Source organism: Amycolatopsis umgeniensis (assembly GCF_014205155.1).
In the GTDB taxonomy this organism is placed as follows: domain Bacteria; phylum Actinomycetota; class Actinomycetes; order Mycobacteriales; family Pseudonocardiaceae; genus Amycolatopsis; species Amycolatopsis umgeniensis.
The window spans coordinates 6,176,823-6,189,500 of record NZ_JACHMX010000001.1 but is presented as its reverse complement, the minus strand read 5'-3'; the positions used below and the strand labels follow the sequence as shown (position 1 = coordinate 6,189,500).

The window sequence follows — 12,678 nt, the reverse complement described above, 5'->3', positions numbered from 1 at the left end:
GCGGCCATGTCGACCCTCGACTACGTCACTCTCGAGGTCGCCGATACCTCGGCGGCCGAAGCGTTCTACGCCGCCGCCTTCGAAATCAACGACCGCGTACGCATCCGGGCGGCGGAAGCGCCGGCAGCCGGTTTCCGCGGGTTCACTCTGTCGTTGGTGGTGTCCCAGCCGGCCGCCGTTCGCGGCATCATCGACGACGCCTCCGCCGCCGGCGCAACCGTGGTGAAACCGGCGGCGAAGTCGCTCTGGGGTTACGGCGGGGCGTTCCAGGCCCCGGACGGCACGATCTGGACGGTGGCGTCTTCGTCCAAAAAGGACACCGGATCGGCCACGCGGCGGATCGACGAGATCGTGCTGCAGCTCGGCGTGACCGACGTGGGCGCGAGCAAGCAGTTCTACGCCGACCAGGGTTTCACCGTGGCCAAGAGTTACGGCCGCAAGTACGTCGAGTTCGGCACGGGGCCAGTGGGGCTCAGCCTCACCAAGCGTGGCGCGCTCGCCAAGGTCGCCGGAATCCCCGCTGACGGCAGCGGATCGCACCGGCTGGTGCTCCACGGCGACGCGGGAACGTTCACCGACCCCGACGGATTCGCCTGGGAAACGCCCGCGTGAGCAGGTCCTGACAGAAGACGGCCGCCTGCACCCGGTCCGCGGTGTTGGCATGATGAGCAGGATGAAGCGGATGCTGTTCTGGACCGGGGCGGACTCGTGGCGGGCGGAGGTCAGCGAGGTCGAATGGTCGGACACCGCGCTGACAGCGACCGGTACTCAGATCGGCGTGGCACCGCTGTCCTACCGTCTCGACTACTCGCTGTCCGTCGGCGAGGGTTTCGTGACCGACAGGCTCGAAGTGACCGCACGTGGGGAGAACTGGAGCCGTCAGCTGAACCTCGCCCGCCTGCCCGACGGTACATGGACCATCGGCGCCGAGCACCAGGGCACGGTGGATCTCCCGGATCCGGGCGGCGACCCCGCAGCCGTCACGGGAGCTCTCGACTGCGACCTGGGACGTTCCCCGCTCACCAACGTCATGCCGCTGCGTCGTCACGACCTCCACAAGAAACCCGGCGCAGTCGACTTCCTGATGGCCTGGGTATCGGTGCCCGACCTGAGCGTGCACCCCTCCCGGCAGCGCTACGAGCATCTACGGGCACCGGCAGACGGGGCCGGGCTGGTTCGCTACATCGGCGCACACCGCGCCTTCGAAGGCGAACTCGAAGTCGATGAGCACGGCTTCGTACTCACCTACCCGGAATTGGGTCGCCGCGTCCCACCACCCCAGCCGCGTTAGGACACCTGACCACAGGCGGTCCGGCGGCATCCGCCCGCTTCGAGCGGACGGACGAACCTCATCGCCGTCTCGTGACGACCGTCGCGACGCCGATCAGTGCGACACCGCAGAGCGCGACGATCATCCAGCCGGGGCGTGCCGCCGCGGCGAGCCCGGCCGGGGCGACGTCGGCGATCAGCCCACCGGCGACGGCTATGCCCATCGACACCCCGACCTGACGGGCGGTCGAGGTGGTCCCTCCCGCGACGCCGGCCCGTTCCGGGGGCAGGCTGCTCACGGCGATGTTCGTGAGGGGCGCGTTCGCGAACCCGACGCCCGAACCGACGAGCAGGTAGGCCAGGAGAAGTCCGGCGAGGCCGGTGTTCTCGCTCAAGAAGAACAGGCAGGCACCGCCGGCACCAAGGAGGACACCGGCGAACAGCAGCGGCATGCGGGCCCCCGTGCGCGCGACGAGGATCCCGGACAGCGGCGCGAACACGGTGGCGCCGACCGCCAACGGCAGGACCGCCGCACCCGCTTCGAAGGGGCTCCACCCCCGCGCGTTCTGCAGGGAGAACGTCGTCAGCAGCAGGGTCGTGCTCAGGGCGACGAACACCACGACCGCGCCCAGTACCGAGCCGGTGAACGCCGGGGTCCGGAAGAGCGCGGGATCGATCAGCGGTGCACTCCGGCGTGACTCCACCCGGACGAAAACGACCGCCGTGACCACCAGCAGAAGACAGAGCGCGCCCACCTCCGCCCAACCCAGTCGCGGAGCCTCGATCAGCGTTCCGACGGCCAGTCCGATCAAGACGATGAGCAGGAACTGACCGGGCAGGTCGAGCGGCCGAGGGTGAGGGCTGCGCGACTCCGGCACGACGAGAGCGACCAGTACGACGGCGGTCGCGACGACGGGCGCGTTGATCCAGAACACCGCGCGCCAATCGAGTACTTCCAGCAGCGCGCCGCCCACAGTCGGTCCCGCCGCCATGCTCAGCCCGAACACCGCCGCCCAGATCCCGATCGCCTTGGCCCGCTCCCCCGGATCCGTCATGGCGTTCACGACGATCCCCAGCGCGACCGGCCCCAGCATCGACGCACCGATCCCTTGCAGCGCTCTGGCCGCGATCAGAAGTTCCGGCGACGACGCGGCGGCGCACAGGACGGACGCGATCCCGAAGGTCACCAGGCCGATCTGGAATACACGTCGGCGTCCGAACCGGTCGGCGAGAGCGCCCGAGGTGATGAGCAGGCTCGCGAAAACGATCGTGTAGGCGTCGATCACCCACTGCAGGCCACGGGTGCCGGTCCGCAGGCCGCTCCCGATCCGCGGCAACGCGACATTCACGATCGTGGTGTCCAGGCCGATGAGGAACATCGCCGCCGCGCACACCGCGAGCACGGTCCATCGGCGGCGGGTACTCAATGTGGCGGGTGGCGGCGAAGAGATCGTGGTCATGGCGCTCGGTTTCCTCACTGGTGAGCCTGTTCTCGGGCACGCCATCGTGTGTCCCTCGCCGGCCCACCGGCCAGGATTTTTGCGATGACCGCAAAATGGGGGCATGAACGTGGACGAGATCCTCGACGGCATCGGCCCCCGGCTGCAGCGGCTGCGGCGTGACCGCGAGCGCACGCTCCAGTCACTCGCCGAGGAAACCGGCCTGTCGATCAGCACGCTCTCGCGCCTCGAGACCGGGAAACGCCGCCCCACCCTCGACCTGCTCATCCCGCTCGCGCACGCCTACCGGGTCGCGCTCGACCAGCTCGTCGCGGCACCCGCGACCGGCGATCCCCGCGTCCACCTCACACCGCACCGCAAAGAGCGCGGCAGCGTGGTGGTGCCCCTGACCCAATACCCGGGCCGCGTCCAGGTCTTCAAACAGATCCTCGCACCCCGGGAACCACGGCTGGTCACCCACGAGGGCTACGAATGGCTCTACGTCCTCGCCGGACGGCTCCGGCTGATCATCGGCGAGCACGAGCATCTCCTCGGCCCCGGCGAGGTGGCCGAATTCGACACGACGGAACCCCACTGGTTCGGCCCGGCGAACGAACAGGCCGTCGAAATCCTGCACCTGTTCGGCCCACACGGTGATCACGCCGTCACACGAACGCCTACCGGGACGCCGCACCCGGACGCGCCTTAGCCGCGGTGCGGACCGGTTTGGCGATCGCATCCCGATGCCGACGGCCGATGTAGCGGAAACTGTTGCGCAGCAAGTGAACGACACAGGTGTGGCGCCCACCGGGAACTTTTCCGGCGACCGCCGAAGCGAACACGAAGAGCCCGGCAGGGCTGACCTCGCCGCGCGGCGCCTCACAAGCCTCGGATCCTCTGTGGGCTATCCGCTGAACCGGACGTCGTGAACGGCGCCGGGTGCGGCGAACTCCAGTAATCGCAGCGCTTCGGCTTCGATGGCCTCTCGGTCGGCGGCGGAGATCGAGCGCAGCGGCGCGACGGTGAGCACACCGGTGCGGTCTTTCGTCCAGCTCGCGGCCACCGTGCCGTCGACGAGCACGGTGGCCGCGACCGCCGCGCCCTGGCAGACCTGACGCCGGATCGGCTCGGTCATCACGCGCGTGCGGTCGGCGTGGGCGAGCAGGGTCGCGTCGAACTCCGCGAGGAGCCGGACGGGCACGGGCAGGTCCGGCGATGGGATCTCGTGGTCCGGCAGGTCGAACAGCTCGCGCCCCGCTTCGTCGGTGTATGTCCGCAGTTCCGGCCGCAGCTGCTCGAAGACCTCACGCAGTCCGCTCACCCCGGACCAGGTCCGGGCGTCGGCGACGGTGGCCGGCCCGAACGCGGCGAGGTAGCGCCGGATCAGCTCGCGCACGTCGTCGGTGGTGGCGGCTTCGGGGACACCGGGAAAGACAGCGAACGGGGTCGCGCCGCGTTTGCCCCACGTTCCGCTCGGGGCGGGGTGCACCAGCGCGAGCAGGTACTGCACGGTCCAGCCGAGCGCCTGCGCGTCGGCACCCGGGCGGGTCCGCGCGAGCGCCCGCCCCAGCTCGGGCCGGGTGAGGACACCGCTGCCTTCGAGCAGCTCCGCCGCGTCGGCGACAAGTTCGCCGAGGTCGACGCCGGTGGTGCGGCCACCGAAGGCGTTGCGCTGCACCCGCCGCAGCAGTGATGCCAGCACCGGCCGGACGAGTCGGAAGTCGGCGGCCGACATCAGGTGCTGGGTGGCCCGCATCATCGTGGACCGAACGAGGACACCGCGTTCGATGGCGGCGGTGAGGTCCTGGATGGTGAAGCGTTCGAGCCGGTTCCAGAGCGCGAAATACGCGAGATCCGGGTCCTGCGCGTTCAGCCCGAAAAGGTGCTCGGTCGCCTCCGCCACCCCGAGATCGACACGGCCGAGGAGAAGTTGCCTGCTGAGAAGGGCGCGGTTGAGCGCCCGCGGGCTCAGCACCGCGGTCCCGCGGGCGCCCATCTCAGCGCACCTTCCGGAAGAACACGCGGACGTCGTCGACCAGCGCGGCGGGAGCCTCCATGGCGAGGAAGTGCCCGCCGTGGCCGAGTTCGGTCCAGTGCACGACGTGGTGATCGCGCTCGGCCCAGCGACGGACGGTCACGTCGTGCGCGGACACGAGCACGCCGGTGGGCACGGTCGGCGCCGCGGCGCCGCTCCAGTCGCCGGATCCCCAGTCGCCGGATTCGCCGCCGCTCCAGTCGTTCGCCGAAATCTCCTCATAGTAGATCTGGGCGGCCGAACCGGCGGTGCCGGTGAACCAGTACAGCGAGATCGTGGTGAGCATGCGGTCGCGATCCACGCATTCCTCGGGCAGCGCGTCTTCGGGCATGGTCAGTTCCTTGAACTTCTCCACGATCCACGCGAGCTGACCGGCGGGCGAGTCGTGCAGGCCGTAGGCCACCGTCTGCGGACGCTTGGAGTTGCACTGCAGGTAGCCGTCGTTGAAGTTCTGCATCGACGCCCAGCGACGCTGGTCGGCCTCGGGGAGATCGTCCATTTCCCCGTCGACGCCGATCGGGAACGTGATCATCGCGGTGAGGTGCACGCCGAGCACGTGCTCCGGATCCTGCTTGCCGATCTCCGGCGCGACCCACGAACCCGTGTCGTAGCCGTGCACGCCGTACCGCTCGTAGCCGAGCGCGGCCATCAGCCGGGCGAACAGCCCCGCCATCTTCGCGGCGCTCATCCCCGGGCCGGCCAGCGGCGTGGAGAACCCGAACCCCGGCAAGGACGGGATCACCAGGTGGAAGGCGTCGGCCGGGTCTCCCCCATGCGCCCGCGGGTTCGAAAGCGGTTCGATCACGTCGAGGAAGTCGGTCACCCCGCCCGGCCACCCGTGCAGCAGGATCAGCGGCGTGGCGTCCGGCTCCGGTGAGCGCACGTGGAGGAAGTGCAGGCGCTGACCGTCGATGGTGGTGACGAACTGCGGATGCGCGTTGAGCGCGGCCTCCTGCGCCCGCCAGTCGAACGCGGTGCGCCAGTACTCGGCCAGTCCGGCGAGGTAGCCGGCGGGCACACCCCGGCTCCAGCCGACATCCGGCAGTTCGCTCGGCCAGCGGGTGGCGGCCAGGCGCGTGGCGAGGTCGTCGAGGTCGGCCTGCGGGATGTCGATCGAGAACGGGTGGATGTCCTGTGTCATGAGACCACGCTAGAAACCGGTTAGGACTACTTCGGTCCTAACCGGAAGGCAGAATGAAAACCATGCTGGAGACCTCCGCACGGCTGCTGAAGCTCCTTTCGCTACTGCAGACCCACCGCGACTGGCCGGGTACCGACCTGGCCGAACGCCTCGGCGTCACCACGCGGACCGTGCGACGGGACGTCGAGCGCCTGCGGGAACTCGGCTACCCGGTGCACGCGCTCCAAGGCACGCCCGGCTATCGGCTCGGCGCGGGCGCGTCCCTGCCGCCGCTGCTGCTCGACGACGACGAAGCCGTCGCGGTGGCCGTCGGACTGCGCACCGCCACCGGCAGTTCGGTCACCGGGATCGAGGAGACCGCGTTGCGCGCGCTCACCAAGCTGGAGCAGGTACTGCCGTCGCGGCTTCGGCATCGGGTGAACACGCTCCAGACCGCGACCGTGCGCGCTGGAGTGGCGCCCGGCCCGAAGATCTCGGCGGACACGCTGATGACCATCGCGGACGCGTGCCGCCGCCACGAACGCCTGCGCTTCGACTACGTCAGCCCGCGCGGCGGTGCCTCCCGGCGGCACGTCGAGCCCTATCGCCTGGTGAACTTCGGTAGGCACTGGTACCTCGTCGCCTTCGACGTCGACCGCGACGACTGGCGCACCTTCCGCGTCGATCGCCTCACCCCGCGGCCACCCGCCGGCGCCCGGTTCACGCCCCGCGAGCCGCCGTTCGACGACGTCGCGGCCTATCTGGCGCAACAGCTCTCCGCGCGCGCCTGGCCGTGCCAGGCGACGGTCGAGCTGCACGAACCGGCCGACGCGGTGGCCGACCGGGTGTGGCCGGGAATGGGCGCCGTCGAGGCCGTCGACGAGCACCGCTGCCTCCTGCACCTCGGCGCCCCGACGACATCCGACCTGGTGTGGATGATCACGTCAGTGCAGACCGATTTCACCCTGGTCAGCGGACCGCCGGAACTCGAAGGCGCGCTCCGGCACCAGGCGGAACGGTGCCTGCGCGCGATCGAGGTTTGACTATGCGTCAGGTCAAGGCTGTTCCACCGAGGACGCGTTCTTGGCCTGGCCGTGTGACCCAGACCCTGTCCTGCACGACATGGCAGCAGATGGTGTTGTCCTCGGTCAGCGGGCCCATCACCCATGTCGTGCGGCAACTGGAAGCGGCGCAGCATTTCTTCCGGCCCTCCCCCTCTGGTGCGCGTACTCACTTGTCAGCCCTGGCTCCGCCGGTGGGCCACGATTTCTTTGAATCGCTTGGCGTCCTCCTCAGTGATCGGCTTCAGCCAGCCACTCTTGCGCGCGTCGCGTACGTCGAGGCGGAGATCACTCTTCTGCCACCCGGAATCGAGCGTGTACGTGTTCTCGAAGTCGTACCCCTGAGGAGTCGTCCACGTCCGGATGACCTGGCGCGCATCGTCCAATGAGGATTTGTCGTCGTCCAACCAGGCGAAGTAACGGTACTTCCCATCCGCTGGTTCGTAACCGACACCGCGACCGCTCTGGATGTCGACGAAACTGGATGCCAAGGCCGCCGTGATCGCGTGGGCTTCGGTCGCTTGATCACCGGACTCCGCCTCGGCCAACTCCGTGGTGGAGGTCCAGCCTGACTCGGTCGTGTAGATCTCGTCGTGTGCACACCCCGTCTCGTCCACGCGGCGCCGGGAGACGGCCCCCGACTCGTCCCAGCGCGGGCGCCCCTTGATGACGATGGCGTAGTACTGGTACCCGGAATCCACCTGAACCTCGTCTCGTCCGCCATGGAACGTGCCCCTGGTGGATACCAGAGGCACGTCCATGATGAGCGAACCGGTCAGTGATCACCGTGTTCGCGGTCCACGGTTCCGGCGAACGCTTCTCCCGCGGCCGGTGCCACGCCGATCGGATCATGGCGGTGGATCAGCCGCGCGGACAACACGTCCGATCGGTCTCGTGGATCGCACTCGTCCGGCCCGATCTCGACGAGGAAGACGTCGAACGCGCGCAGCGGCAGCGCCGACGGCCCGGTGGCGGAGCTCCGCACTTCGTCGAACTTCGGCCACGGCCGGTGGTTCATCCAGGCCAGAGCGGCACGGGAAAAGTCTTTCCTGACGCGGTCCGGCGCGTCGAGGAGATACACCTTCTCCAGCACGGACACCACGCGGAAGAACTCGACCGGCAGCATGCCCCACGGATCGGTGGGCCCGGTGGTCCGGCCGTCGGAATCGTAGAAGACGACTCGCAACTGCTCGCATCGGTCGGGCACGTGGTAGTTGAACATGTTGTAGGCGCAGAAAGGCCACCGGTTGCTGTCCCGCAGGGTGTGCGCCAGTTGCACGCAGAAATAGGAAGCGGCGGCCGCCAGCGTGACGGCCGTGCCCGGCGCCAGTCTGCGTGCTTTTACCATGTTCGCCTCCGAAATCGGTGCTTCATCCGCAAACCGGAAAGCAATCCGCGCCACCTTTCCGAAATTCACGGGTTTCGACTCCGATGGTCGCCGATCCCTGCGGCCACAGGCAAGGGCCCGTCCCGCCGGCGGGACAGGAGCCTTGGCGGCCAGGGCAAACCTTGACAGTTTCGCATTTCGCTAAATAGCCTTTCGGCAAATCATTTGGTTCGCCTTGGCAAGAGGGGTTCACCCCTGCCCGTTTTCACAATTTATGGAGAATTCCGTGCAGCCGACCGCAGATGAGATCACCCGCCGTCCCTACGTGGAACTGCTGGCCATGCTCGAAGAATCGAACCTGCCGCCCGGAGGGCTGGCGACCGTGCGCGACTTCGCTCAGCACCTGGGCCTGCGCCCCGGCCTGCTCGGCCTGCACGCCGGATGCAACGCCGGCTTCCTGAGCCGCGAAATGGCCAGGCGGACCGGCGCGAAGGTCGTCGGGGTGGACATCTCACCGGCGATGGCCGAAGCCGCGAACCTGCGGGCCAAGCAGGAAGGACTCGCCGACCTCGCCGCTTACGAATGTCAGGACACCCGCGCGCTCAATTTCCCGGACGAGCATTTCGACGTGGTCTTTTCCGGCGGCGCGATGGCCTTTGTGGACGGTCATCGGGCGGCGGTGGACGAACAGATCCGGGTCACCAAGAAATTCGGGCTGCTCGGCGACGTCCAATTCTACTATCGTGACGAGCCCAGCCAGGCGCTGCTGGACCAGGTTTCCGAGATCATCGAGGTTCCTGTTCCGCGCTACGACCGGGACTATTGGATTTCCCTGTACGACACTCCCGCCCTGCAGCCCTATTGGCGGACGGACGCCCAGGCGGTGACCAAGACCGACCAGGAAATCGAAGACTACTGCCGTCAGATGGTCGCCAGGTCCGCCGGGGACTGGCCCGAGGCGACCCAAGAGGCGCTGTACGGCCGGTGGCACCACATCATCACGTCGTTCAACGAAAACATGAAGCACATGAATTACACCGCCTACGTCTATCGCCGAGTCGACCCCGGCGCCGAACCGGCCCTGTTCATCTGATGACCCGGACAGCCGGACCGTTACGGCGCAGGTTCCGCGAGATCTTCCTCGACCAGCCCGCGGCGGGCGAACGACTGGCGCTCACCAGGCTGACCCTCGGGGCCGCCATCATCCGTACCGTGTGGCACCTCCCGCCCGGCGCGTTCTTCGCCGAGTTCTCGAAACTGCTCGAAGAGACGCAATCGCCGCGACGCGCGGGAACCCGACTGTCGGCCGCCGGATACGAGACGCTCCGCGCGGCCACCGTGCTCTCGGTCGGTGCTTGGGCGGTGGGTGTCGAGCATCCCGCGGTCAAGGTCCTCGCGAACGCGTCGTACGCCGCGCTGCAGCGCCACGTGGTCGGCTTCGACCGGGAACTGTGGAGCTTCACCGGTCATCTGAACGCCGGTCTCGCACTGCTGTCCTTCGCCGACACCCGTGGTGGAGTGGCGGAGCGGAACCCCCAGCTGGCATCGGCGTTGCTGGCCACCGCGCAGGCCGGGTACGCGATGGTCTACCTGCAATCCGGTCTCGCCAAGTTCACCGGCTCCGGATGGCGCTGGCTGGACGGCCGCACGGTGCGGTACTCCTGGGGAGAACTGGGCACCGCCGCCGGCAAACGGCTCGCGCTCCTCCCCAGGCCCGTCGCGGCGGCGGCGAGTGTCGCCACCGTGGCCTTCGAACTCGGCTTCGCCCCGGCGCTCGCCGCGTCGTGGCGGAATCGCGCCGCCTTCGGATTCGCGTCGATGGCCTTCCACGCCGCGGTCAAAGCGACGATGGACATCTCGTTCTGGCATTTCTCGTGGCTCGCCGCACCGCTGTTCTCCGCTCCCCCCGGCTTGGGGCGCTGGGTCGCCGACCACGTCTACAAAGACCGGCGGATCGCCGCGGCCGCGTTCGCGCTCGCGTGCCTCGGCCACCTGCACCACACGCTGAACCTTGGGAGTGAACGTGTCCGTACAAACCATCACTGACCCCGGCACGCTCCGGCCGCCGCACAGCTGGCGAGACCCGGCGGGCCACTACCTCTCGGTGCTGACCGAGCCCTGGTATCGCCACGTCTTCGAGCTGACCGACCTCTTCCACGTGGCGACCGTCGACTTCTGGCGCTCGCGCGGCGGCCGGGTCGCCTACCTGCCGATGACCACCGGTTCGATCTCGAGCCCGATGGGACGCGGCAGCGACTCGAGCCCGGTGCGGATCCGGCTGGAGGGCGTCGACACCTATCTCGCCGACTCGATGCAGTTCCTGCTGGAATTCAGCTGCCGCCTCAGCGACGGGCCGGTCTACTACGTCATGCCCTCGTTCCGGGGCGAGGCGGCCGACGACACCCATCTGTGCCAGTTCTTCCACAGTGAGGCGGAACTCGTCGGCGGGCTCGACGAGGTCACGGCGACGGTGGACGACTACGTCCGGCACCTGGCGACGGCCTTTCTCGAGCAGGCACCGGATCTGGTCGCGCATCTCGCGGGTACGGCCGAACACCTCCGCGAACCCTTCGCCGCGAAGGCTTTTAACCGGATCCCCTTCGACGAGGCCGTCTCACTCCTCGGCGCCGACCCGGCCTTCGTCAAGACGGATGTTCCCGGCGCCCGTTCACTGACCAGGGCGGGTGAACGGCGGCTCATGGACTTGCGCGGCCCGTTCACCTGGGTGACCCACATGGATCACCTGTCGACGCCCTTCTACCAGGCGTTCGCCGGGCCGGACAAGGACAAGGCGCAGAACGGCGATCTTCTGTTCGGCATCGGCGAGACGGTCGGCTGCGGCGAGCGGCACGCGACAGTGGACGAGGTCACCGAAGCACTCGCCCTGCACGAGGTGGACCGTTCCGACTACGAGTGGTACGTCAAGATGCGGGAGATCTCGCCGCTGCGGACGGCCGGGTTCGGGATGGGTGTCGAGCGCTTCATGCTGTGGCTGCTGGCTCACGACGACATCCGCGACCTCCCGCTGTTGCTCCGCTTCAACGGCCAGCAGATCGATCCCTGACGTGACCACGGACGCGCGCTCGGCGCGTGCGGAACGCCTGACGGAACGATTGCGTGGCCTCGACGCGGATGAGCTCACCGCGATCGGCGATTCCGATATCGGCCTGGCTTTCCGGGACGGGTCGCTGTTCCTTGGCGACCACGGTGCCGAAGAACTGTTGGACCGCTTCGGCTCGCCCTTGCTGGTCTTCGACGGCGACCGCCTGCGCTCCAACGCGGAGCGGGTTCGTTCGGCGTTCGGAAGGCATTTCAGCGACGTCCGCGTCTGCTACGCGCTGAAAGCCTGTTACACGCCGGAAGTGGTGCGAACGCTGCTCGACGCCGGGGTCGGTATAGAGGTGATGAGCGATCTCGAGCTCCAGCTCGCCCAGGCACACGGCGCGGACGGCTCGGTGTTGTGTTCCAACGGCATCGGGCGCGGGGATGCCTACAATCGCCGGACGGCCGCTGCCGCGCCGTTCCTGACCGTCGTCGACTCGGAGTCCGATGTGGACGGTCTGGAGCGGTTCGCGACGGCGGAACGTCCACTGGAGGTCGCGGTCAGGGTCAGCCCGGCGGCGAGCGGTTCCGTGTACTTCGACGCGGCGGGCTCCAAACTCGGCTCCGACGCGGGCGACGGATCGTTTTCCCGCGTGCTGCGCCGATGCCTGGCCTCCGACCGGCTGAAGGTCGTCGGCCTGCACGCCCATCAGTTGTCCCATTGCGCCGACCGGGAACTGTTCGCGGAATCGGTGCGAGGGCTGGCCGAAGTCGCCACCCGGGTCGAGCGGGAGCACTCGATCCGGCTCGACGTGATCGACATCGGCGGCGGCTGGGAAACGCGTTTCCTGTTCGAACGCGCGGGGGCCGACCTCGACGAGTTCGCGAGGGTGGCCGCCGAGGAACTCTCGCGCCTCGGCCACGACATCACCCTCGTGGTCGAGCCCGGCCGGTGGCTCGTGGCCGACGCTGCCACGGCGCTGTGCACGGTGACCGGGATCAAGGAGAACAGCGGGCGGCGGTGGGTGATCGTGGACGTCGGCGCGGAACTGCTGATTCCGTTGCCGGAACTGGTCTATCCACCGGTTCCGGTGAAGCTGGGTCCCCGGCCGTGGCTGGAGTACGCGGTCGCCGACCGGACCTGTGACGCGCAGAACGTGCTCTGCGCTTCGGCCGAGCTGCCGGCGCCCGTCATCGGCGATCGGCTGGCGCTGCTGAACTGCGGCGCCTACACCTCCGTGTTCGCCTCGGCCTGGGGACATCCGCTGCCCACGGTCTTGTTCCGCGAAGGCGGGGAAGTCACCGAAATCTTCGGCTCGGCCGGACGGGCCGCGCTGTGGTCCACCTTGCACGGTGTGGACGTCGAACAGTGATCGGAGGCGAAA

The 12,678-nt window shown here is 68.5% G+C and carries 13 protein-coding genes; 8 read left to right on the top strand and 5 right to left on the bottom strand.

The genetic code is table 11. The features are described 5' to 3' along the window. The first annotated feature begins 6 nt into the window (after positions 1 to 6). Both HDA45_RS29080 and HDA45_RS29075 read left to right on the top strand, forming a co-directional pair. On the top strand, positions 7 to 612 hold the full coding sequence (locus HDA45_RS29080; RefSeq protein ID WP_184900637.1) for a VOC family protein: 606 nt from the start codon (positions 7 to 9) through the stop codon (positions 610 to 612). A gap of 49 nt (positions 613 to 661) precedes the next feature. Continuing rightward, positions 662 to 1,291: a putative glycolipid-binding domain-containing protein gene (locus tag HDA45_RS29075; RefSeq protein WP_221471260.1), complete on the top strand. Its 630-nt coding sequence runs from the start codon at positions 662 to 664 to the stop codon at positions 1,289 to 1,291. A gap of 58 nt (positions 1,292 to 1,349) precedes the next feature. On the opposite strand, the gene HDA45_RS29070 is transcribed toward HDA45_RS29075, so the two are convergent. Beyond that, positions 1,350 to 2,729 (bottom strand): MFS transporter, encoded by a 1,380-nt coding sequence (locus HDA45_RS29070; protein ID WP_184900635.1) that lies wholly within the window; start codon positions 2,727 to 2,729, stop codon positions 1,350 to 1,352. A 103-nt stretch (positions 2,730 to 2,832) separates the two neighbouring features. Between HDA45_RS29070 and HDA45_RS29065 the strand changes: the two genes are divergently transcribed. After that, positions 2,833 to 3,417 (top strand): helix-turn-helix domain-containing protein, encoded by a 585-nt coding sequence (locus HDA45_RS29065; RefSeq protein WP_184900633.1) that lies wholly within the window; start codon positions 2,833 to 2,835, stop codon positions 3,415 to 3,417. A 195-nt stretch (positions 3,418 to 3,612) separates the two neighbouring features. On the opposite strand, the gene HDA45_RS29060 is transcribed toward HDA45_RS29065, so the two are convergent. Continuing rightward, a complete protein-coding gene (locus tag HDA45_RS29060; protein WP_184900631.1) occupies positions 3,613 to 4,704 on the bottom strand; it encodes a winged helix DNA-binding domain-containing protein in 1,092 nt (363 codons plus the stop codon). Position 4,705: 1 nt separating this feature from the next. Further along, positions 4,706 to 5,884, bottom strand: coding sequence for an epoxide hydrolase family protein (locus HDA45_RS29055; protein ID WP_184900629.1), 1,179 nt, complete (start codon positions 5,882 to 5,884; stop codon positions 4,706 to 4,708). A 62-nt stretch (positions 5,885 to 5,946) separates the two neighbouring features. Between HDA45_RS29055 and HDA45_RS29050 the strand changes: the two genes are divergently transcribed. Next, complete coding sequence (locus tag HDA45_RS29050; RefSeq protein WP_184900627.1) at positions 5,947 to 6,906, top strand: helix-turn-helix transcriptional regulator; 960 nt, start codon at positions 5,947 to 5,949, stop codon at positions 6,904 to 6,906. A 194-nt stretch (positions 6,907 to 7,100) separates the two neighbouring features. Here HDA45_RS29050 and HDA45_RS29045 read toward each other — a convergent pair whose 3' ends face one another. Next, complete coding sequence (locus HDA45_RS29045) at positions 7,101 to 7,685, bottom strand: hypothetical protein (RefSeq protein ID WP_184900625.1); 585 nt, start codon at positions 7,683 to 7,685, stop codon at positions 7,101 to 7,103. 14 nt (positions 7,686 to 7,699) lie between these two features. Continuing rightward, on the bottom strand, positions 7,700 to 8,272 hold the full coding sequence (locus tag HDA45_RS29040; protein WP_184900623.1) for a hypothetical protein: 573 nt from the start codon (positions 8,270 to 8,272) through the stop codon (positions 7,700 to 7,702). A gap of 265 nt (positions 8,273 to 8,537) precedes the next feature. On the opposite strand from HDA45_RS29040, the gene HDA45_RS29035 reads away from it, so the two are divergent. From HDA45_RS29035 to HDA45_RS29020, 4 genes are read left to right on the top strand one after another with little or no spacing between them, the layout of a single operon-like run. Further along, positions 8,538 to 9,344: a methyltransferase domain-containing protein gene (locus HDA45_RS29035; RefSeq protein WP_184900621.1), complete on the top strand. Its 807-nt coding sequence runs from the start codon at positions 8,538 to 8,540 to the stop codon at positions 9,342 to 9,344. Further along, the gene (locus HDA45_RS29030; protein ID WP_184900618.1) at positions 9,344 to 10,297 is read left to right on the top strand and encodes a hypothetical protein; all 954 of its coding nucleotides are present in this window, start codon (positions 9,344 to 9,346) and stop codon (positions 10,295 to 10,297) included. Before HDA45_RS29035 ends, HDA45_RS29030 begins: the two co-directional genes overlap by 1 nt. After that, entirely contained in the window at positions 10,275 to 11,315 is a 1,041-nt protein-coding gene (locus tag HDA45_RS29025; protein ID WP_221471259.1) for an amino acid--tRNA ligase-related protein, read from the top strand. The genes HDA45_RS29030 and HDA45_RS29025 overlap by 23 nt, the downstream gene beginning before the upstream one ends. A 1-nt stretch (position 11,316) precedes the next feature. Continuing rightward, positions 11,317 to 12,666, top strand: coding sequence for an alanine racemase (locus tag HDA45_RS29020; protein ID WP_184900616.1), 1,350 nt, complete (start codon positions 11,317 to 11,319; stop codon positions 12,664 to 12,666). The last annotated feature ends 12 nt before the right edge of the window (positions 12,667 to 12,678 follow it).

Bases quoted from the DNA above. Each gene is read 5' to 3' on its own strand.
- HDA45_RS29070 (WP_184900635.1), bottom strand. From the start codon at position 2,729: ATGACCACGATCTCTTCGCCGCCACCCGCCACATTGAGTACCCGCCGC.
- HDA45_RS29040 (WP_184900623.1), bottom strand. From the start codon at position 8,272: ATGGTAAAAGCACGCAGACTGGCGCCGGGCACGGCCGTCACGCTGGCG.
- HDA45_RS29055 (WP_184900629.1), bottom strand. From the start codon at position 5,884: ATGACACAGGACATCCACCCGTTCTCGATCGACATCCCGCAGGCCGAC.
- HDA45_RS29030 (WP_184900618.1), top strand. From the start codon at position 9,344: ATGACCCGGACAGCCGGACCGTTACGGCGCAGGTTCCGCGAGATCTTC.
- HDA45_RS29060 (WP_184900631.1), bottom strand. From the start codon at position 4,704: ATGGGCGCCCGCGGGACCGCGGTGCTGAGCCCGCGGGCGCTCAACCGC.
- HDA45_RS29045 (WP_184900625.1), bottom strand. From the start codon at position 7,685: ATGGACGTGCCTCTGGTATCCACCAGGGGCACGTTCCATGGCGGACGA.
- HDA45_RS29050 (WP_184900627.1), top strand. From the start codon at position 5,947: ATGCTGGAGACCTCCGCACGGCTGCTGAAGCTCCTTTCGCTACTGCAG.
- HDA45_RS29075 (WP_221471260.1), top strand. From the start codon at position 662: ATGATGAGCAGGATGAAGCGGATGCTGTTCTGGACCGGGGCGGACTCG.
- HDA45_RS29065 (WP_184900633.1), top strand. From the start codon at position 2,833: ATGAACGTGGACGAGATCCTCGACGGCATCGGCCCCCGGCTGCAGCGG.
- HDA45_RS29080 (WP_184900637.1), top strand. From the start codon at position 7: ATGTCGACCCTCGACTACGTCACTCTCGAGGTCGCCGATACCTCGGCG.